At 61.7% G+C, this 20932-nt stretch carries 15 protein-coding genes; 13 read left to right on the top strand and 2 right to left on the bottom strand.

The genetic code is table 11. The annotated features are described in order from the left end of the window. Window positions 1-352: 352 nt before the first annotated feature. From ftsE to B5F33_RS05695, 7 genes are all read left to right on the top strand, one after another. Window positions 353-1579, top strand: coding sequence for a cell division ATP-binding protein FtsE (ftsE, locus tag B5F33_RS05725; protein ID WP_087410837.1), 1227 nt, complete (start codon window positions 353-355; stop codon window positions 1577-1579). Then, window positions 1569-2486 (top strand): permease-like cell division protein FtsX, encoded by a 918-nt coding sequence (ftsX, locus tag B5F33_RS05720; protein ID WP_087410836.1) that lies wholly within the window; start codon window positions 1569-1571, stop codon window positions 2484-2486. Before ftsE ends, ftsX begins: the two co-directional genes overlap by 11 nt. A gap of 223 nt (window positions 2487-2709) precedes the next feature. Next, on the top strand, window positions 2710-4794 hold the full coding sequence (locus tag B5F33_RS05715) for a VacB/RNase II family 3'-5' exoribonuclease (protein WP_239284858.1): 2085 nt from the start codon (window positions 2710-2712) through the stop codon (window positions 4792-4794). 28 nt (window positions 4795-4822) lie between these two features. Beyond that, window positions 4823-5905 carry a hypothetical protein gene (locus B5F33_RS05710; protein ID WP_239284855.1) on the top strand — a complete coding sequence of 361 codons (1083 nt, stop codon included), beginning with the start codon at window positions 4823-4825 and terminating at the stop codon, window positions 5903-5905. Then, a complete protein-coding gene (smpB, locus tag B5F33_RS05705) occupies window positions 5892-6362 on the top strand; it encodes an SsrA-binding protein SmpB (RefSeq protein WP_087410834.1) in 471 nt (156 codons plus the stop codon). The genes B5F33_RS05710 and smpB overlap by 14 nt, the downstream gene beginning before the upstream one ends. A 129-nt stretch (window positions 6363-6491) precedes the next feature. Beyond that, window positions 6492-7568, top strand: a complete 1077-nt coding sequence (locus tag B5F33_RS05700; protein WP_087410833.1) for an NADH:flavin oxidoreductase — start codon at window positions 6492-6494, stop codon at window positions 7566-7568. A 133-nt stretch (window positions 7569-7701) separates the two neighbouring features. Further along, on the top strand, window positions 7702-8205 hold the full coding sequence (locus B5F33_RS05695; protein ID WP_087410832.1) for a flavin reductase family protein: 504 nt from the start codon (window positions 7702-7704) through the stop codon (window positions 8203-8205). 178 nt (window positions 8206-8383) lie between these two features. Here B5F33_RS05695 and B5F33_RS05690 read toward each other — a convergent pair whose 3' ends face one another. After that, on the bottom strand, window positions 8384-9265 hold the full coding sequence (locus tag B5F33_RS05690) for a MurR/RpiR family transcriptional regulator (protein ID WP_087410831.1): 882 nt from the start codon (window positions 9263-9265) through the stop codon (window positions 8384-8386). 237 nt (window positions 9266-9502) lie between these two features. On the opposite strand from B5F33_RS05690, the gene B5F33_RS05685 reads away from it, so the two are divergent. The 5 genes from B5F33_RS05685 (at window position 9503) to B5F33_RS05665 (ending at window position 15006) form a co-directional block, all read left to right on the top strand. Then, complete coding sequence (locus tag B5F33_RS05685) at window positions 9503-11470, top strand: beta-glucoside-specific PTS transporter subunit IIABC (protein ID WP_087410830.1); 1968 nt, start codon at window positions 9503-9505, stop codon at window positions 11468-11470. A 6-nt stretch (window positions 11471-11476) separates the two neighbouring features. Then, window positions 11477-12904 (top strand): family 1 glycosylhydrolase, encoded by a 1428-nt coding sequence (locus B5F33_RS05680; RefSeq protein ID WP_087410829.1) that lies wholly within the window; start codon window positions 11477-11479, stop codon window positions 12902-12904. Between the two features lie 75 nt (window positions 12905-12979). Next, window positions 12980-13972, top strand: a complete 993-nt coding sequence (locus tag B5F33_RS05675; protein WP_087410828.1) for a Gfo/Idh/MocA family oxidoreductase — start codon at window positions 12980-12982, stop codon at window positions 13970-13972. Between the two features lie 7 nt (window positions 13973-13979). Next, window positions 13980-14705: an HAD family phosphatase gene (locus B5F33_RS05670; protein WP_087410827.1), complete on the top strand. Its 726-nt coding sequence runs from the start codon at window positions 13980-13982 to the stop codon at window positions 14703-14705. Between the two features lie 157 nt (window positions 14706-14862). Further along, a complete protein-coding gene (locus B5F33_RS05665) occupies window positions 14863-15006 on the top strand; it encodes a rubredoxin-like domain-containing protein (RefSeq protein WP_087354464.1) in 144 nt (47 codons plus the stop codon). Window positions 15007-15122: 116 nt separating this feature from the next. Here B5F33_RS05665 and B5F33_RS05660 read toward each other — a convergent pair whose 3' ends face one another. Beyond that, a complete protein-coding gene (locus tag B5F33_RS05660; RefSeq protein WP_087410826.1) occupies window positions 15123-15965 on the bottom strand; it encodes a PHP domain-containing protein in 843 nt (280 codons plus the stop codon). Between the two features lie 220 nt (window positions 15966-16185). Between B5F33_RS05660 and gltB the strand changes: the two genes are divergently transcribed. Beyond that, window positions 16186-20820 carry a glutamate synthase large subunit gene (gene gltB, locus B5F33_RS05655; protein WP_087410825.1) on the top strand — a complete coding sequence of 1545 codons (4635 nt, stop codon included), beginning with the start codon at window positions 16186-16188 and terminating at the stop codon, window positions 20818-20820. Window positions 20821-20932: the final 112 nt, after the last annotated feature.

Raw genomic sequence — 20932 nt, 5'->3', positions numbered from 1 at the left:
GCCGGGAACGGCTGGCAAAATCGAGTGAATAAAAGCCTCTATTTCGAGCCAACCTGTGTATAACGGCAGGCGGGACGATGCGGGACAGCAAGTTCAGGCATCACCCAAGCGGATGGCGACAGCCGGTCGACTAAGCGGATGGCGACAGCCGGGCGCCCAAGCAGATGACAGCGATCGGGCGCGGGGGGACAACCGCACTTGATCTTCCACCCTGCGTAGAACCTCGGGGCTCCCAAGCGCGCCTTGCGACCCCAGCCAGCTGGCCCCCCCGTGTCGCTTCTGTGTACCTGCGGCGCTCCTGTTAAAATGAATCCGTTTATGTAGTTGAAACGCACGACACGAAGGAGTACCAGTGGGTAACCACTTCCGTAAGCCCGGGGACGGTGAGAGCGCGCCTTCCGTGCAGATGCCGGATACAGCCGCCTCGCATTTCGCCGCCTCGGATGTAGCGGGGCAGGCCTCCGCAGAGCCGCAGGACGTACCTGCGGCACCGACCGCCGAGTCGGACCCGTTTGCGTACAATCCCGATCTTGATCAGTCCATGGCGATGGACCCGGTGGCCGACGTTGCCGCTCCCGCCGCCGACGTGAACATGCCCGCTGTGCCCGCGGTAGACGCCGCGGCCTCCGATGTGGACGAGTCGCGTCTGTTCATGTCTGCCACGCCCGAGGTCACCCAGGCCCAGCCGAGCATCGCCTCGGTGCCCGATCCGTCCCAGCCTCCTCAGGTTCCGGACGTTCGCGTGGTGCCGGAGGTCACGGCCGACCAGCAGGCCGAGGTGGCAGACCTCGACGCTGCTCTTCAGAACCCCGATTTCACCTCGGTCTTTGCACCGGTGGGCGATTCTCGTCGCAAGATGGCGCGCGACGCCGGCGTGGACCCCGTAATCCTCATGGAGCACGTCACCAAGGTCTATCCCGCCCAGCCCAACAAGCCCGCGCTCGACGACGTGAACCTCGAGGTCTATCCCGGCGAGTTCGTCTTCCTCGTGGGCCACTCCGGCTCCGGTAAGACCACGCTGCTGCGCACCATGACCCGCGACGTGAAGCCCTCTTCGGGCCGCATCCTCATCGCTGGCCAGGACCTCATGCGCATCAAGAACCGCAAGGTCCCGTTCTTCCGCCGCCAGATCGGTACGGTGTTCCAGGATTACAAGCTGCTTCCGGGCAAGACCGCCTACGAGAACGTGGCCTTTGCACTTGAGTGCATCGGCAAGCCCAAGGGCGTCATCCGCAGCCAGGTTCCCGAGGTGCTGCGTCTGGTGGGCCTCGCCGACCAGATGGACTCCATGCCCGACCAGCTCTCCGGCGGCGAGCAGCAGCGCGTCGCCGTGGCCCGCGCCATGGTCAATCGCCCGCCGCTGCTCATCTGCGACGAGCCTACGGGCAACCTCGACCCCGCCATCTCGCTCGGCATCATGAAGCTGCTCGAGCGCATTAACCGCACGGGCACCACCGTCATCGTGGCCACCCACGACCGCGAGATGGTCGACTCCATGCATCGTCGCGTGGTCGCCCTCGAGGCGGGCCATGTTGTCCGTGACCAGGAGAGGGGAGGCTACGGCAACTATGGCGCCTAGTAATCTTGGATACTCGCTGCGCGAGGCGGGCAGCCACTTCGTGCGCAACTGGACCACGTCGCTCGGCGCGGTCATCACGATTTTCCTGTCGCTGTTCATCATCGGTCTGTTCATCGTTGGCTCGGCCATGATCACCTCGGCTATCGGCACCATCGAGGACCAGGTGACCATCAACGCGTTCATCTCGGACGACGCCTCGGACGAGGACGTCGAGGCCTTCATGGAGAAGCTCGAGAGCTGGGAGAATGTCCGCAGCGTCGAGTTCAACGACAAGGACGACGCAATCAACGACTATCGCAGCATGTCGAGCAACGCCGACGCCACGCTGGCCGCGCTTGACGGCGAGAACCCGCTGCCGCGCTCCTATCGTATCGAGATGGAGGATCCCTCGCAGGTGGCCGACATGGCCCAGCGCATCAAGGAGGACCCCGACTTCCAGCAGATCGTTGACGGCGGCGACGTCGACGCGAGCGTGCTGTACGGGCAGGAGGAGGTCAGCCGCCTTTTCGAGGTGACGGGCTACATCCGCTTCGCTGCCGTGGTGCTGGTGGCGCTGCTCACTTTCATCGCGTTCATCTTCATCAACAACACCATTCGCCTGTCCATTACGGCGCGTCGGCGCGAGATCGCCATCATGCGTCTGGTGGGCGCATCGAACAGCTTCATTCGCGGGCCGTTTGTGACCGAGGGCGTTATCCAGGCCATCCTGGGTGCGCTTCTGGCGATCGGCGTGCTCGAGGTTGGGCGGAACGTTTTGATTCCGCGCATCCAGACGGCGATTCCATGGCTGTCGTTCAACATTCCCATCGAGATGTACCTGGTTACGTATGCCGCCCTGGTCGTCGTGGGTATCGTGATCGGCCTCTTTGGCTCTGCAATCGCGATGAGGCGCTATCTGAAGGTGTAGCCACGGTTCAATCCCATCGAGAGGCCTCCTCACTGCCTTCGCTGGTCCTCGCCATACCGCCTTGCGGCGTGGCTGCGGAAGCGCCCAGACAGTGAGGGGGCCTCTCTGCTTTCACTGTCGTGGGTGCACGACCGATGAATGCATGCGCGGCCACCGCGGTTGACAGCGTGTACGAACTGCTCACTATGGCTGTTTGAGACTTGTAACAATGAGGAGGTGCGCCGTGGGGCGCAAGCGACATAGAGGCGGGCATCGCTCGCCAACGCGGGGCACGCGGCGGCCGGGGCTTACCGGCACCGTCCGGCTCACAGATGCCGGCGGCGTCGTAGAGACGGCCGAAGGACAGTTTCGACTCACCTCGCGCGGAGTGCGCGAAGTCATGAACGGCGACGTCGCGGTTGTAAGCCTGCATCGAGGGCCGCATGGCGAGCGGCGGGCCACGATCGAGAACGTGGTCGAGCGCGCCCAGAACGCCTTGGTGGGAACCTATGGCGTGGCCGGGCCCCTCGGCGTCGTGCACCCGCTTGACACGCGTATCAAGGCAGACTTCTTTGTGCTGCCGCAGGACACCTCTGCGGCGGATGTGGGCGTGGCCCCCGGCGACGTGGTGCAGGCGCGTATCGTGAGCCATCCCACGCGCTACGAGTCGGGCGTGGTGACGATCGAGCGCCGCTTGGGTGACGCCGATGCGCCCGACGTGGGCGTTCGCTGCGTCATGGCGCGCTACGACCTGGAGGATGGCTACCCCGAGCAGGCGCTCGCAGAGGCGGAAGGCCTAGCGCTCGACGTCGATGCGGCGCTCAAAGACCCGCTTCGGCGCGACGTGCGCGACCGGTTTGCCCTGACCATCGACCCGGTGGATGCGCGCGACTTTGACGACGCGATCTCGATCGAGGCGCAGCCCGACGGTGGATGGCGCCTGAGCGTGCACATTGCCGACGTGTCGCATTACGTGGCGTGGGGGAGTTCGATCGATCTGGAGGCCCGCCGGCGCGGAACGTCGGTGTACCTGGCGGACCGCGTTCTTCCCATGCTGCCCGAGCGCCTCTCCAACAATCTTTGCTCGCTGCGGCCGGATGAGGACCGCCTTGCGGTCACGGCCGACATGCAGCTGGACTGTCGTGGACGTCTGCGTGGCTACAAGCTGTATCCCAGCGTCATACGCTCGCGCGTGCGCCTTTCCTACGACGAGGCCGATGCTCTGCTTTCGGGGGAGTCCGTGGAGGAGAAGGCGCAGGGCCACATCCTGGCCGCCGAGCGCGAAGGCGTTGACCTTGTGGCCTTCCTGAAGGCGGTGCACGAGGTTGCCGAGCTCCGGCAGACTTTGCGGCGCGACCGCGGCGCGGTGGATTTCGACACGGTGGAGGTCCACGCCCTGCTGGACGAGGACGGGTATCCCCGGGAGCTAACCGTTCGTCGACGTACGCCGGCGACGGGTCTGGTCGAGGAGGCCATGCTGCTTGCCAACGAATGCGTGGCAGACTTCTTGGCCGGCGACGACATTCCCGCCGCCTATCGTGTACACGAGCCGCCCACGCCCGACCACCTTCACGCCGCGGCTGAGACGCTGGCGAACATGGGGGCTATCGGCCGGGGTCAGGCTGCTGCCGTGGCTGCCGGCGATGTCCGCCAGATTCAGCAGGCACTGTCCGACACCGCCGGGACCCCTGCTGCGGAGCCGGCAAACGCCCTGCTGCTCCGCGCCATGCAGCGTGCGCTCTACAAGCCGCACAACGAGGGGCACTATGCTTTGGGGGCCAAGGCCTACTGCCACTTCACGAGCCCGATTCGTCGCTATCCCGACCTCATCGTCCATCGGGTGCTCAAGGTCACGCTCGCCCGCAAGCGCTTGGGCGCCCGTGCCGCCCGCACGCGCCTTCCACACCTGTGCGGCAGCGGAAAAGAGGCGCTCGATGCCCTGCTGCCGCAGATCTGCCGCTCCAGCAGCGAGCGCGAGCGCGTGGCGGACGCTGCAGCCCGCTCGTCTCAGAAGGTCAAGGTCGCCCAGTACTATGCGGACAGCGTTGGAGAGCGTCTAGCGGGCGTGGTCTCGTGGATCGACCAGCTGGGCGTCTTTGTGCGCCTGGATGAGACCCATGCCGAGGGGCTCGTGCATATGAGTGACGTCGGCGACGAGTGGTTCGACCTCGACGAACGGGCGCTTGCGCTTACCGGCGCGTCTACGGGGCGTCGCGTCCAGGTGGGCGACCGGGTGATTGTTGAGGTGGCCGGCGTCAACCAGGTACGCGGGCACCTGAATCTCAAGATGGTGTCGCTGCCGCGCGCCTCGCGCCATGCGCTACACTGATGATTCGACCGTTTCCGGAGGAGTTACCATGGACCTACCGTTCACCGCGCAAAACATCCAATACGCCGAGAACTTTTTGGCGCAGGGCGACATGGGAACCGCCCTGCCCATGTTGCTTGCTCTGCGCGACCAGGCCGAGGAATACATAGAGGCTGAGTGCCAGACGACCGACGACACCCAGTACTTCAGCTTTGCCGATACCTTCGAGCGCCTGGCCTATCGCAAGGTCGAAGACGACCCGCGCACGCTCGTGCAGGTGGAGGTTCCCTTCGACCGGCTCTATTCCGACCTGGCGTTTGCCTATATTCGCCAGCAGGAGTACGTCCTTGCGCGCGACATGCTCATGCAGGCCGTGCGCTGGAACCCCATGAACTGCAACTATCGTCTGGACCTCGCCGAGCTTTTCCGCGCGCTGGGGGACAAGCAGGAGTGGGCGGCCCTGTCGGTGTCGGTGCTCAAGCGTGCTTCCTACCCCGTCGCGGGAGGTCGTGCGTATGCCAACCTGGGCCAGTTCTTCCTGGACGAGGACAATCTGGCGGCAGCGGTGGGATGCGCCCGTCTGGCTGCGGGAACAGCGGGTGACGACACCCGTACCGTGCGCCTGATGAACCGTCTGAACTCCGAGCACCCCGATTGGCAGGAGCTGACGGACGACCATGTCATGGCGGAGCTCATGCAGCAGGGCATTCCCACGAGCCCCAACGCCGAGATCGCGATCTGCCTGCTCATGTGCGCCTCTGACGCCGCTGCGGCAGGCGACCGCAACGAGGCAACGCGCCTGACCGTGCGCGCCCGCGATCTGGTGGGCGAGCCGGCTTCCAAGGTGCTCATCAAGTTGATTCACGAGTCCGACGAGGAACTTGCCCGCGAGAAGGCGGCTCATGCCGACCTGAATTTCGTGGTCACGCGTCCGGCGAAGGGCGCCTCGAAGGATGACTCAGAGGACGGCGGTGCGGATGCCGCGGGCGCTGACGCCGGCACCGCGGACGCTACCGATACCGCCGGGGATGCGCCGTCGGGCGACGCCGCGCCCGAGGCCGTCGCCGCGCCCGAGGCGGGCGGCAACGCCGCTACGCACAGCGAGGGGGAGAGCGCCGATGCCCGGTCGTAAGGAGCGCAAGACCATAGCGAAGAACCGCTCTGCTCGGCACGAGTACTTTATCGAGGAGACGTACGAGTGCGGCGTGGAGCTTGCCGGAACAGAAGTTCGCAGCCTTCGTGAGCGCGCTTGCCAGATCAGCGATACGTTCGCGCTCATCCGCGGCGGCGAATGCTGGCTTATGGGCGTGCATATCCATCCCTACAGCCACGGCAGCATCTTCAACCGCGATCCAGATCGTCGTCGCAAACTGCTCTTGCATCGCAAGGAAATCGACCACCTGGATGCAAAGCTGCGAAACCGCGGTTATGCCCTGGTGCCGTTGGAACTCTACTTCAACGAGGACGGCCGCGTGAAGCTTCTGCTGGGTTTGGGACGCGGCAAGAAACTCTATGACAAGCGCGAGGACATGGCGAAGCGCGACATGCAGCGCGAGATCGATCGCGCGCTGAAGGAGCGCAATCGCTAGCAGTGTTTAGCCTTGGCGGCATGCGGCCGGTATGTGGTTCGCGCGCCGCCAAGGCTTCGTTGTTGTGGGCGGGTAATGCCCGAACAAGAGCGGCGGCAGGGACCGCCATCTGTTGAGAAAGGGGCCGAAATGGGCGGCAAGGGGCTCTTTGACGAGCTGCATATCGGGGGGCTTGCGGCACGCAACCGCCTGGTTCGCGCTGCGACCTACGAGCGGGCGTCCGACGCCCACGGCATGGTGACGCCCGAGATCATGCGTATCTACCGCGAGCTTGCATCGGGCGGGGTAGGGACCATCATCTCGAGTTTTGCCTACGTGCGCGAGGATGAGTATCGTCGCGACCGCATGCTCGGCCTGGATCGCGATGAGGTGCTGCCGGGATATCGCGAGCTGGCCGAGGCCGTGCACGCCACGGGGACTCGCTTCGTCGCGCAGATCGTGCACTGCGGTGCGACCGCCGGCAAGCCGCCGTTCACGGGTCCTGCCTGGGCGCCGTCCGACGGGGTGTCGCCTGTCGACGAGACGCGGTCGGTCCGCGCCATGACGCGCGCCGACATGGATGCCCTTGCGGCGGACTTTGCTGCTGCGGCACGTCGGGCGCAGCAGGCCGGCTTCGATGGTGTCGAGGTGCATGCGGCGCACGGTTACTTGCTCAGCCAGTTCTTAAACCCGCTGTGGAACCATCGCGAGGACGAGTACGGCGGCTCGATTGAGGGACGCATGCGCTTTCCCGTTCAGGTCTTGCGCGCAGTTCGCGATGCCGTGGGGCCGGACTTTCCGATTCTCGTCAAGATCAACAGCTCGGACGGCGTGCCGGGCGGCATGACCGAGGACGAAAGCCTCGTGGTCTCGCAGGCGTTTGCCAAGGTCGTCGACGCCATTGAAGTGAGCGGGACAACCTATGGCAAGGTGCGCATCGCTGGGCCGGACGGCCAGCACTGCCTCTATGCCCCGTATGCGGCGCGCTTGGCGGAGCTCGTGGACATCCCCGTCATCCTGACCGGAGGCAATCGTCTTGCTCCCGAGCTGCAAGAGCTGCTGGACACAACGGGAATCAGCGGTTTCGGCCTTGCGCGTCCGCTCGTGTGCGAACCCGACCTTCCCGCGCGTTGGCAGCGCGATGTAGCCTATGTTCCGCGCTGTGTCTCGTGCAGCCGGTGCTTCCCTGAGGCTGGGCGCAACTGCGTGCTCCATTCCGCCCGGTAGCCCGCCTCGCCGCCCGCTTGCCTGCATCTTTTGCAACGTGGCCGGCTTCTGCGGTTGGGAAAATGCTACTGTGATACCCTCATAGGTATAACTATGGAGGCCGCGCCGGCCTCCGCGATTGAGGGGAGACGGTATGGATCTCACGGCACTGTTCAAGATGACCTATGGCCTGTATGTCGTATCTGCCGAGGCGGACGGCAAGAAGGCAGGCTGCATCATCAACACGGCGACGCAGGTGACCGCCGAGCCGCCGCGCATGACGGTGGCTGTGCACAAGGACAATGTGACCACGGGCGTCATTCAGAAGGCGGGCGCGTTTACCGTGACGGCGCTCGATATGACGGCCGACATGCCCTACATCGGTAACTTCGGGTTCCGCTCCAGCGCCGACTACGACAAGTTCGAGAAGTACGGATGCGCTGAATCCGCCGTGGGGAGCCCCTACTCGCCCGAGCACGTGTGCGCCGTCTTCGCGTGCAAGCTGATCGATACCGTAGACGTGGGTACGCACTATCTGTTCGTTGGCGAGGTCGTCGACGCGCAGAAGCTCTCCGACGAGGAGCCGCTGACCTACGCGTACTATCACTCGACGCTGAAGGGCAAGACGCCGCCGAAGGCTTCGTCGTATCAGGCCTAAAACTGAGGCCTGATTTCGGGCTTGCTTCGCGAGGCGGATTTCGAGAGTCGGTAAGAATCCGGGGCCGTATGCAGTGCTTAATGGCGTTGCATACGGCCCCTTTGTTGTTGAGGATGAGGCGTGGGGTGGGGTGCAATGACGAGATTCCCGCCAGCAGCATCATCTGATTGCTGCCCGACTAGAGCGTTTCTTTCGTGGCGTAGCGATTGGTCTCAATCGACTCCTCAAGTGCAACCTTGTTGGTGAGGTTTCGGTCATAGTCACGTGCGAAAAGCATCGCGAACAAGCAATCAAGCGAATAGCTGATAGACGATTCAGTCGAAAACGTCGATACCTTGGTGTACAGCTTTTCCTGAGAACAGATGCTCAATACTGCTTGAGCATGCTGACGCAAATAGTTATCTCCCTCGCTGGTGAGGGCGATGATGGGGGTGCCTTTCAGCTCAAGGATGGGGATGAGGTTCATGGGCGTTCGTTGCTTGCCCGAGCCGGAGTATGAGACCATGATGGCGCAGTCATGGTCGGTAAGGCTATGGGCTAAAAGCTTGTACTCTGCCTGAGGGACCATAAGCGCCGGGATGCCAATGGTGAGTAGCTTGCGCTGAAATAGCTTGAGCAGCATTTCGTTCACGCTGATGCCAAACAGAGCGACTCGTCGTGAGTGCCAAATAAGATCGGTAGCATGAATAATCGTACCGACATTTTGGGTTTGTCGCGACTGCCAGACGCTCTCCATATGAATTTGGCATAGAGCATCAAGAATTGCCTGGGGCGTGCTCGTCTTTACGAAGGGCACGTTGTGATCGACATTGGTGGCGAAGTGGCTGGTTTGATACTTCAGCTCATCGACATAGGCTCGCACGAGGGCGTTCCATCCCGAAAAGCCTAACTGTTTTGCGATGCGCACAAGAGTGGACTTGGAGGTAAACGTTTCATCGGCGACCTGTTGCATCGAGCGTGACTCCACGTCAATGCCCTCATTGAGCAGGTATGTGCCGACGACGCGTCTAGAATCGTCGTGTTTGACGGCCAGCTGTTCAATCTTTTGTGATATCAGCATAGCAGCCTCCGTTTTGTAGGTGGGCGACGAACATACCGTTTTCGCTGACGAAATTGGTGTGCGGCGGGTCCACTGAGGTTTTCTCGCCGTTCCATGCTCTCACGAATGCGGAACATCGTTTCGCATAAAACTGATAATAACCCCTCGATAGGGTGCTAGATGCGAAATGCTGTGCCGCGCGAAGCCGATACGGTACGTATTGTCAACGCAAAGCATTGGCTGGAAGGGAGCTAGGCTGTGGGAAAATACAGCGGCCTTGCCCACATCATCATCACGAATGTGGGTGGCAAAGGCAATATCGTGGGCTTGACGCATTGCATCACCAGACTTCGTTTTACGCTCAAAGATGAATCGAAAGCCAACACTGACGTGCTGCAGCATACTGATGGTGTCGCACAGGTCATTCGGAGCGGTGGCCAGTATCAAGTGGTCATTGGTTCTCAGGTTGAGGACGTATTCGACGAGGTCGTAAAGGTAGGACACCTGGAGAGCATCGTGTCCGGTGAAGCCGTAGATGAAGATGGAGGGGACGCACCCCAGCAAAAACAGGGGCTTTTCTCGAAGTTCGTCGGTATCGTAACAAGCGTGTTCACGCCGTTCATCGGCATCCTTTGCGCTGCGGGCATGCTCAAGGGTTTGAGCGCGGCTGCGGTTTCGCTTGGTTTGTTCTCGCAAACAGACGGTGCATATCTTTTCTGGTACAACGCAGGTGACGCGCTGTTCTACTTCCTGCCGGTTGTCATTGGCTACACGGCGGCGCGCAAGTTCAAGCTTTCAGAACTGATGGGCATCATGATCGGCCTCATCATGTGCCTTCCGGCCCTTACGTCTTTGGGGTCAATGGACGTCATAGGTCAGTTTCTGGGCATGGATTATCGCTTCACGTTCTTTGGCATCCCGGTAATCCTCCCGGCCAACAATTCCTATGCGCAGACAGTTATTCCGGTGATTGTGGCAGTATGGTGTGCCTCAAAGGTTGAGGGCTGGCTCAAGAGGATCATCCCTGCTATCGTGCGTTCTTTCCTGGTTCCGTTTTTCACGCTCGTCATTATCATTCCGGCGCTGTTCGTTGTTATCGGCCCGGTGACCAGCGGTCTCTCTTCGGTGCTGTCCTCGTTCACGCTGTCTTTGTATAGCATGGCGCCGTGGCTTGAGGGACTGGTGCTTGGCTTGCTGCATCAGACGCTTGTCATCTTTGGTCTGCATTGGGCCTACTCACCGCTTCGCTACAACAACTTTGCAACGCTTGGCTACGATACGCTCATTACGCCCAACTTCCCAGCAGCATGGTGCCAGGGTGCCGCTGCTATGGGTGTCTTCTTCAAGACGCGCGATAAAAATGTCAAGGGCCTCTGCACGTCCTCGTTCATCTCTGCCATCTTCGGCGTGTCCGAGCCTGCAATTTACTCCATTAGCCTTCCGCGTAAGATTCCTTTTGTTTGCGCTAGCATCGGCGCCGGCGTTGCGGGTGCGCTCGTTGGTCTTATGCAGATCAGGATTTATTCCGGTGGTGTCGGCCTGTTTGCGCTCGCGAATTTCATTGATGTCAACACGGGAGATATGTCCGGCGTGGTGAAGATGGCTTGCTGCATCGTGGTCGGCATGCTCGTCGCATTTATCCTCACGATCGTGTTTTACCGTGAGAAGTCGCTCGAAGAGGACGAGCTTCTTGCCGGGGAGATCGCTGAACCTACACAGCATGCCATGCCTCTCGCAAAGGCACCGAGCATCGACGGCGGAGCTGCGGGCAGCACGGTCGAAGCTGGCGGGATGCCAACGTTGGTCATCGATGCGCCTGTTGCCGGAAGCGTTGTGTCCCTTTCTCAGGTGCCCGACGAGGCTTTTTCCTCAGGCGTTCTCGGTGATGGATTTGCCGTTCTGCCACGTGAGGGCAAGGTGCTTGCGCCCTGTGATGGCACCGTGACGGCGTTGTTTCCTACCGGGCATGCTATTGGACTTACTAGCGATGATGGCACCGAGGTGCTCATTCATGTAGGCATCGACACAGTAAAACTCAATGGCCGTGGATTTACCACCCATGTGACGCAGGGAGAACGTGTTGCTAAGGGTCAGCTGCTCATCGAATTCGACATTCCCGCCATCGAGGCAGAAGGCTATTCGACGGTTGTGCCTGTGGTGGTGTCCAAAGCATCCGGTGCTATGTCGGTAGATATGGCAGGCGGTCAGATTCTGATTGGAGCGTAAAACATTATGGGATTCCCAAAGGATTTTCTCTGGGGCGGTGCCATGGCTGCCTGGCAGGTCGAAGGTGCGTATCGTGAGGATGGTAAAGGTCTTTCCACTGCGGATGTAGAGGCTCGTGGCGCCAAGGGCGTTCCACGTAAGATTTACGACAAGCCGGTCGAAGGCGTGCTTTTTCCAAGTCACGACGGCATTGACTTTTACCATCGGTTTCCTGGCGACGTAGAGCTCTTTGCCGAGATGGGTTTCAAGGCTTTGCGCGTCTCTATTGCCTGGACGCGGATTTTTCCCAACGGTGACGATTCCGAGCCCAACGAGGCGGGCCTTGCGTTTTATGACCGTCTTTTCGATGACCTGAACGCACGCGGCATCAAGCCGGTGGTGACGCTGTTCCATTACGATACGCCGCTCGCGCTTGTGAAGAAATACGGTTCGTGGCGTAGCCGCGAGATGGTCAATCTTGCCGTGCGTTATGCCCGCACCTGCCTTGAGCGGTATCGTGGCAAAGTCACCTGCTGGCTTACGTTCAACGAGATTAACGGCCTCTTTATCAGTCCAAAGCCCTGGCATCAGGCGGGTATTGTTTATCGCGATGATGAGGTGATGAATCAGGTTCGCGTGCAGGCGGCACACTATCAACTTGTTGCTGCGGCGCGTATTGCCAAGATCGCGCATGAGGTCGATCCGGCAAATCGCGTTGGTGCCATGGTGATTTATCATTTATCGTACCCCTACACGTGTCGCCCCGAAGACCAGGTTAAGAACCGCGAAAAGATGCTTCCACAGTTCTACTTCTTGGATGTTCAGGCGCGCGGACGCTATACCAATCTTTGTCAGCAGGTATGGGATCGTTTGGGTTACACACCCAAAATGGAGCCGGGCGATAAAGACGACCTGCGCGCCGGTACGGTGGACTTCATTTCACTGAGCTACTATTTCTCGTCGGTCGAGAGCGTTGAGCCGCTAAAAGAACTCGTTGGAAATGTTGCCAAGGGTGGACGCAATCCCTACCTTGAGATAACCGAATGGGACTGGCAAATTGATCCGGTAGGTCTGCGCGTAGCGCTCAACCAGCTCGAGGATCGCTACCAGCTGCCTCTGTTTGTTGTAGAAAACGGCATGGGCGCTCAAGACACCGTGGAGACAGACGGTTCCATCCATGACTCGTACCGTATCGACTATCTGCGTAAACATATCCAGGCTATGCATGAAGCTGTGACTGTTGACCATGTTGACCTCATGGGATACCTCATGTGGGGTCCAATTGATTTGGTGTCGTGTGGAACGGGGGAGTACAAGAAGCGTTATGGCTTCATCTATGTCGATCGGCACGATGATGGAACGGGCTCGTTCGAACGAAGTCGAAAAGACAGTTTCTATTGGTTCAAGAAGGTCATTGCAACCAACGGCGAGGATCTAGACGATTTGGATCGATAAAGCAAGCTTGAGGCGTGCTGCACCTGCGGTACTCGTACTTGGTGCAGTGCGCCCTGTTGACTGAAGGAGAGAGCAATGAATGTAGGGATAGCTGGTGCAGGGACCATCGTTCCGGCTTTCCTCCAAGCTCAGCAGCAGATTTCGGAGCTGAAGGTGAAGGCGATCTGCGCTACGCCGGATATGGAGAGGCGTTTGCATGCACTTGCCGATGATTACGACATCGATCGGGTGTATCTCGACTATGAGAAGATGGTCGTTGACGAGACGCTTGACGTGATATATGTTGCGGTGCCCAATGTGCTGCATTACGACTTCTCTCGGAAAGCTTTGGAGCAAGGTAAGTCGGTAATATGCGAGAAACCATTCTGTTCGTGCGTTGAGGAGGCCGAGTCGTTGGCGACGCTGGCTCAGGAACGCGGCCTCTTTTTGTTTGAAGCGACCAGCAATCAATATACGCCGGCTTACGATATGGCGAACACTCTGGTACCGCGACTTGGTGATATCAAGATTGTGGCGCTCAATTATTCGCAATATTCGCGACGCTATGACGCATTTAAGCGCGGGGATCTACCGCCGGTCTTCGACCCGGCTAAAAGTGGCGGCGCGCTCATGGATTTGAATGTCTACAACGTTCACTTCGTGGTGGGGCTTTTCGGCGTGCCTGAGAGCGTGTCGTACACCGCCAACATCGAGCGTGGCATTGATACATCGGGCGTGCTGGTGATGACCTATCCGACGTTCGTCTGTTCACTTATTGGTGCAAAAGATTGCAAGACCGTCGATTCGATTAGCATTGAGGGAGATGAGGGATTCATTCATTCGACGGCTCGGCCCAATGCGTTCTCGGAGTTTTCATGGTCTCTGTATCGCGGAGGAGAGGGATCGTTTGCCGAGGATGGTTCGGTGCCGCGCCTTTATCACGAGCTGCGACGCTTTGCAGAGATTATGCACATGGGCGATTACGCTGCTGGTGAACAAGCGTTGAGACATAGCGTAGCAGTGCAGCGTATTCTAGACGAAGCCCGTAGGCAGGTGGGTGTGCCGGTTGTGCATCCTGAGGGAAGGTGAGACCGTAATGCCGAGTGACGAAAGGGAGCATGCTCGGGTATTAAGGGGTTTGTCAGCGAAACCGGGCGCGCCCGTGCGGCCGCGTGCTGTCATCTTTGACATGGATGGCCTTATGTTTGTAACCGAGCGGTTGCATTGGATTTCTCTGTATGATGCAGCTCGGCAGATGGGCATTCGAATCGACGATGCCTTTATGGTGCGTACGCAGGGCGTAAATGCAACTGAGATGCGATCTTTGTTTGTCGAGGCGGCTGGCAGCGTTTCTGCGGCCGATGAGCTTCTCTCTCGTAAACGTCTAAGGTTCCAGTCGTTACTTGCGACATGCGACGACATCTGCAAGCCCGGGCTGCTCGCTCTGCTCGATGCTCTTGAGACGTGGGGATTGCGTCGAGCGGTGGCGACCGGGGCAGGTGCGGCGTATTGTAGGCGGCTACTTGATCGAGCAGGTATTACGAAGCGGTTTGATGCGATTGTTACGGGCGATGTAGTAAGGCGTGCGAAGCCTGAACCTGAAATCTTCGAACTCGCCGCTCGACGTCTGGGATATTCGCCTTCAGAGTGTGTGGTGCTGGAGGACAGCCCCAACGGAATTGAAGCTGCCTATCGAGCTGGATGTTATTCGATTATGGTCCCTGACATGGTCACACCTGGTCAGAGGGAATACGACCTCGCGAATGCGGTCGTCCCGTCCCTGTTCGATGTTATTGACCTGATGGATCGGGATTGGTGGTAAGTGGAAGAGCGAGCCGAGGCAAATAACGGCCACACAATAAAATGATACTAATATTGTGTCCTATTTGCGAAGATATGCCGTCGGCAGATTTGCGGGTTTGAACGGTGCCCGGGCGGATATACTAGCCATACGTTCATCGCCTACGAAAGGATGTACCATGGCTGACGAGAAGAAGACCTACAAGTTCGTGTGCGTCGTCTGCGGCTACGAGGTCGAGGTCGACACGCCTGAGCTTCCCGAGGACTACGTCTGCCCCGTTTGCGGCGTTGGCCCGGATCAGTTTGAGCTGGTCGAGGAGTAACGACCCCTGCACAACGTGACGCTGTGAATGATGGCCCGGGCAACCGGGCCATTTTCTTGTCTAGAGGCCTTCTGAAGCCCCGGGGCATTCAGCCCCGGGGCCAAACAGCGCGACTCCTACGCGACGATGGGCATCTGTTCCCAAGAGCCGTCTGCTCGCGGCACCTCGACGGTGCGGTAGCCAAACGATGCGGCGTGGTCGTATGCCTTCAAGATGCCGTCGCAGATATCGCCCGGCGTATGTCCGTCCGACCCGACGGTGAGCGGCACCTCCGCGTGGTGGAACCGCGCGAGGAGCCCTTCGGAGGGATAGTAGTCTCCAACGCCCTTGCGCCAGCCGGCGGTGGAGAGCTCCACACGCTTGCCGGTGTCGTGGGCGCAGGCGGCCATCTCGTCCCAGAGCGGCGTCAGGTCGATGGTGGGTGCAAAGCCCTCGTTTACAAAACGCATGGCGAGATCGGGGTGGGCCATGGTATCAAAGAGCGGGCACTCGCAGGCGCGGCACCAGGTCGCTGCGTAACGGCGCCATACCTCGTCGGGCCCCAGCTCGGTCCAGATATGCTGGTCGGTGGCATCGTCGATCCAGGCTCCGTCATCCTGAGTGCCCAGCCAGTGGACCGACCCCAGGCGAATCTGCGCTCCGGCGGTCCAGCGCACGATGTTGTCTTCACAGCCCTCGTACCAATCGCACTCGAAGCCATAGAGATACTCGAGCTCGGGATGCGTCGCACAGGCCTCGTGCCAGGAAGCCCGGTGCGCGGGAAGCTGGTCCTCGGTGACCTGAACCTCTCCTGCGGGGTCCATGCAGCGGGGCAGCGTGAGATGGTCGGTGGAAACGATAACGCGGCATCCGGCCGCGACGGCGGCATCCGCGTTCTGCATAAAGGTGCCCACGCCGTCCGAGAAGTGCGTGTGGGTGTGCATGTCTACGATGGAACGTGCCGGAAGCGGGGTAGCCATGATTCTCCTTTGTTCGTGGCCGCTCGACAATGCGACTGACCCTCCTATTGTAGGGGCCGTGGAGGCGCCGCGCGGTCCCGTTACACCTGTGTTTCGAAACGGGGGCGAAACATGGGGGCAACGGTTTCGCAACGGCCCGGCCCTACGATAAGTCAGCTTCATCCGCGTCCCCGGCTGCCCTGTGCGCCGGCGGGCGCTCGGAACGACGAAGGAGACGCAGATGCAGACGAGCAAGGATCGACGCCCCGCAGCGTCGCAGGCCGCAGCGGGCCTCTATCGGCCAGAGTTCGACCATGACGCATGCGGCATCGGCGCGCTGGCCAGCATGAATGGCACCCGGTCGCATCAGATGCTCGACGACGCCCTCTCGGTGCTCGTGAACCTCGAGCACCGCGGCGGCAAGGGTCTTGAGCACAATACCGGTGACGGCGCAGGCATTCTGTTCCAGGTGCCGCACACGTTCTTCCGCAAGGAGGCGCAGAAGTGCGGTCATATTCTGCCGGACGAGGGCGGCTACGGCGTGGCCATGCTGTTCTTCCCGCAGGACGATCAGGGCGTGGAGGACGCGCGCCGCACGTTTGAGGCGGGTTGTGCCGAGGCGGGCGTGCCCCTGCTGTTTTGGCGCAAGGTTCCCGTGGACCCGCACGACCTGGGTGAGACGGCGCGCGCGTGCATGCCGACCATCCTGCAGGCGTTCCTGGGCCGTCCCGAGGGGGTCGAGCCGGGCGATGCCTTCGAGCGACGCCTCTACGTGTGCCGCCGTATGATCGAGAAGCGTGCGGACGCCGAGCATGCACTGAAGGGCAAGATCTTCTACATTTGCTCGATGAGCTCGCGCACTATTGTCTACAAGGGTATGCTGGTGGCCACCCAGATGCGCCGGTTCTTCACCGACCTCAATGACGCCGCGGTCAAGACGGCCGTCGCGCTTGTGCACTCGCGCTATTCCACCAACACCACGCCCAGCTGGGAGCGCGCGCACCCCAACCGCTACATCATTCACAACGGCGAGATTAACACGCTCAAGGGCAACGTGAACTGGATCCGCGCCCGTGAACCCAACTTGTATTCGCCGCTGCTCCAGCACGACCTGGAGCGCGTGCTGCCCATCATCAACCGCGAAGGGTCCGACTCCGCGATCCTGGACAACGTGCTCGAGTTTCTGGTTATGAACGGACGCCCGCTGTCCCGCGCTGTGTCGCTGCTTATCCCTGAGCCCTGGGACCACAATGCCGCGCTGTCTGAGACGCGCCGCGCCTACGATGCCTACCAGTCCATGCTTATGGAGCCTTGGGACGGCCCCGCGGCGGTCGCGTTCACGGACGGCCGCGTGCTGGGCGCCGCGCTCGACCGCAACGGCCTGCGTCCGGCGCGCTATTACGTGACGCGCGACGACCGATTCCTGCTTTCCTCCGAGGTGGGCACCATCGAGGTCGACCCGGCGAACGTGCTGACCGCGGGATGCCTGGGGCCGGGCGAGATGCTCGAGGTCGATCTGGGCTCGGGGCGCGTCGTGTACAACGACGAGCTGCGTGAGCGCTTTGCCAAAGAGAAGCCCTACCGAGACTGGATTGCCGAGGAGACGCTCGAGGTGTTCGACCTCGCGCTTCCTGCTGCCGCGACCCGTCCTGCAGACGCGGGCGTCGACCCGGTGGTACGCATGGCCCGGCTGGGATACCACTGGGACGATGTCGACGAGGTGGTTCGCCCCATGGCGCAGACCGGCTCGACACCGCTGGCCTCCATGGGTATCGATGCGCCGCTTGCATGCCTGTCCCAGCGCCATCGTTCGTTCTTCGACTACTTCTTCGAGCTCTTTGCCCAGGTCACGAACCCGCCGATTGACGCTCTGCGCGAAAGCTTTGTGACCTCGACGGTGCTCTATCTGGGCAACCACGGCAACCTGCTCGAGGATTCCCGCACGTCCTGCCAGCTCGTGCGCCTGCCGGGGCCGCTTCTTACGCAGGAGGACTTCGACCGTATCTGCGCCATCGACCGCGTGGGCTTTCATGCGCGTCGGTTCCGCGCCGTGTTCGTGCGTGCGGCCGGCGTCGGGGCGCTTGAGGAAGCGCTTGAGCGTCTCGCGGCCGAGGTCGAGCAGGCCGTGCGCGACGGTGCGAACATCATCGTGCTGTCCGACCGCGCCGGCGCCGACGAGGTTCCCATCCCGTCGCTTCTGGCTGTCTCCTCCGTGCACAACCACCTGATTCGCGCGGGCGTGCGCACCTTCGCCGACCTGGTGGTAGAGACGGGTGACGCCGTGTCTGCCCACGACTTCGCAGCGCTTGTGGGGTACTCCGCGAGCGGAATCTTCCCGTACATGGCGCACGACTGCATCCGCGCTTTCGCCGAGCGCAGCGACCTTCACGCGAAGGACGGACACGCGCTCACTGCGGAGGAAGGTATCGCGAACTTCAACCGCGCTGCGACGGCGGGCATCGTCTCCATCATGTCCAAGATGGGCATCTCGACGGTGCAGAGCTATCACTCCGCGCAGATCTTCGAGGCGGTCGGCCTCGACCAGGAGTTCGTCGAGCGTCACTTCGCCGGCACGGTGAGCCGTGTGGGCGGACTGGGTGTGAATGACGTCGAGCGCGAGCTGCGCGAGCGCGTGGACGATGCCGACAAGATCGCGTCGAGCCCGGCTCCGTCCGAGCTTCCGAGCCTGGGCCTTACCAAATGGCGTCCGCTGGGCGGCGAGGATCACCTCATCGACCCGCAGACCATCTACCTGCTGCAGAAGGCCTGTCGCGAGGACGATCCTGACCTCTTTGCCACCTACAGCGAGCGCCTGCATCGCACCGGTCGCGCCGTTCGTCTGCGCGACCTGCTGGACTTTGACTTCACAAGCCGCACGCCGGTGCCCCTCGACGAGGTCGAGAGCGCGCGCGAAATCGTCAAGCGTTTTAACACGGGCGCCATGTCCTTCGGCTCCATCAGCCGTGAGGCCCACGAGTGTCTGGCCATTGCGATGAACCGCCTGCACGGGCGCTCCAACTCTGGCGAGGGCGGCGAGGACCCGCGCCGCGAGACGCCGCTGCCCAACGGAGACTCCGCTAACTCCGCCATCAAGCAGGTGGCGTCGGGCCGCTTTGGCGTGACGAGCCGCTACCTGTGCTCTGCGACCGAGATCCAGATCAAGATGGCTCAGGGTGCCAAGCCGGGCGAGGGCGGACATCTTCCGGGTAAGAAGGTGTACCCCTGGATTGCCGAGGTGCGCCGCTCCACGCCGGGTATCGGTCTCATCTCGCCGCCGCCCCATCACGACATCTACTCCATCGAGGACCTGGCCGAGCTGATTTTCGACCTGAAGAACGCCAACCCGCGCGCCCGTGTGAGCGTGAAGCTCGTCTCGGAGGCGGGCGTTGGCACCATCGCCACCGGCGTGGCCAAGGGCGCGGCCGACAAGATCTTGATCTCGGGCCACAACGGCGGCTCGGGTGCGGCGCCGCGCGACTCCATCTGGCACGCGGGCCTGCCGCTCGAGCTGGGACTGGCCGAGGCGCAGCAGACGCTGCTGCAGAACGGCCTGCGCTCCCGCGTGGTGCTCGAGGCCGACGGTAAGCTCATGGACGGCACTGACGTCGCGGTGGCATGCCTGCTGGGCGCCGAGGAGTTCGGATTCGCCACCATGCCGCTCATCGTCATGGGTTGCCTCATGCAGCGTGACTGCCAGCAGGACACCTGCCCTGCGGGCATCGCCACCCAGAACTGCCGTCTGCGCCGCGGTTTCGCCGGCAAGCCGGAGTACGTCGAGAACTTCATGCTGTTCGTGGCAGAGCAGATGCGCGGCGTCATGGCTCGCCTTGGATTCCGTACCGTCGATGAGATGGTGGGCCATCCTGAGTGCCTGCGCCAGGTGGGCGTCGAGGGCAACTGGAAGGCCAACCTCATGGATCTCTCGCCGGTCCTGGCGCGTGCGACCTGCGAGTTCGGTGCGCATATCGAGGGCGCGGCCGGTCGCCACTTCCTGCCGGAGATGGCTGCGGACTCAGAGCTCGAGCGCACGCTCGATGCCACCCTGTTCCTGCCGGTCACCCGCGATGCTCGCGAGCATCTGCGGCCCGTGCACTTCCGTGCGGACATCGCGAACGTCAACCGCTGCGTGGGCACCATCCTGGGCAGCGAAGTTACCCGGGCACATCCCGAGGGACTGCCCGAAGGGTCCATCGTGGTTGACTGCGACGGCTCGGCCGGCCAGAGCTTCGGCGCGTTTTTGCCGGCAGGCATCACGCTCAACGTGACCGGCGACGCCAACGACTACTTTGGCAAGGGTCTTTCGGGCGGCATCGTCTCGGTTCGCCCGCCCGAGACGGCTACGTTCAAGTTCGACGAGAACGCCATCGTGGGCAACGTCGCGTTCTACGGCGCCACGGGCGGCCGCGGCTTTGTGAACGGCCTTGCCGGCCAGCGCTTCGCGGTGCGCAACTCCGGTGCCACCGTGGTTGTCGAGGGCGTGGGCACCTGTGGCTGCGAGTACATGACCGGCGGCTGCGTGCTCGTGCTCGGCGAGGTTGGTCAGAACTTCGCCGCCGGCATGACGGGCGGCGTGGCCTTCGTGTTCGATGAGTACGGCACGCTTGCCTCGCGATGCAATATGGGCAGTGTGCACGTGGTCGACCCCACGCAGGCCGAGCTCGACCAGATTCACGATCTGCTCGAGGAGCACGTGCGCTACACGGCAAGCCCGCGCGGCATTCGCCTACTGTATCGCTTCGCCCATGTGGCGCGGCATTTCCGCAAGGTGGTCTCGCCGGAGTATGAGCATGTCATGCAGATCGTCGCGACCGAAGAGCGCAACGGCGCCACGCATGCCGAGGCGCTTGAGACCGCCTTCGAAGCGGTAACCGCGTGAGATGCCGGAGGCGGCCCCACGCATGTCGCCAGCGCGCGAGATGACGGGGCCGCTCCGGACCCTCGCTCTTCTAAGGACACTCCTGCGTCCGTCCGGGGATTTCGGCGGGCAA

Source organism: Collinsella sp. An2 (assembly GCF_002160065.1).
Lineage (GTDB): Bacteria > Actinomycetota > Coriobacteriia > Coriobacteriales > Coriobacteriaceae > Limicola.
The sequence above is the reverse complement of the archived record's forward strand: the minus strand, read 5'-3'. Positions and strand labels throughout refer to the sequence as shown.

Coding starts and splice junctions, on each gene's coding strand:
- ftsX (WP_087410836.1), top strand. CDS start 1,569: ATGGCGCCTAGTAATCTTGGATACTCGCTGCGCGAGGCGGGCAGCCAC.
- B5F33_RS05710 (WP_239284855.1), top strand. CDS start 4,823: ATGGACCTACCGTTCACCGCGCAAAACATCCAATACGCCGAGAACTTT.
- smpB (WP_087410834.1), top strand. CDS start 5,892: ATGCCCGGTCGTAAGGAGCGCAAGACCATAGCGAAGAACCGCTCTGCT.
- B5F33_RS05700 (WP_087410833.1), top strand. CDS start 6,492: ATGGGCGGCAAGGGGCTCTTTGACGAGCTGCATATCGGGGGGCTTGCG.
- B5F33_RS05695 (WP_087410832.1), top strand. CDS start 7,702: ATGGATCTCACGGCACTGTTCAAGATGACCTATGGCCTGTATGTCGTA.
- B5F33_RS05690 (WP_087410831.1), bottom strand. CDS start 9,265: ATGCTGATATCACAAAAGATTGAACAGCTGGCCGTCAAACACGACGAT.
- B5F33_RS05680 (WP_087410829.1), top strand. CDS start 11,477: ATGGGATTCCCAAAGGATTTTCTCTGGGGCGGTGCCATGGCTGCCTGG.
- B5F33_RS05675 (WP_087410828.1), top strand. CDS start 12,980: ATGAATGTAGGGATAGCTGGTGCAGGGACCATCGTTCCGGCTTTCCTC.
- B5F33_RS05670 (WP_087410827.1), top strand. CDS start 13,980: ATGCCGAGTGACGAAAGGGAGCATGCTCGGGTATTAAGGGGTTTGTCA.
- B5F33_RS05665 (WP_087354464.1), top strand. CDS start 14,863: ATGGCTGACGAGAAGAAGACCTACAAGTTCGTGTGCGTCGTCTGCGGC.
- B5F33_RS05660 (WP_087410826.1), bottom strand. CDS start 15,965: ATGGCTACCCCGCTTCCGGCACGTTCCATCGTAGACATGCACACCCAC.
- gltB (WP_087410825.1), top strand. CDS start 16,186: ATGCAGACGAGCAAGGATCGACGCCCCGCAGCGTCGCAGGCCGCAGCG.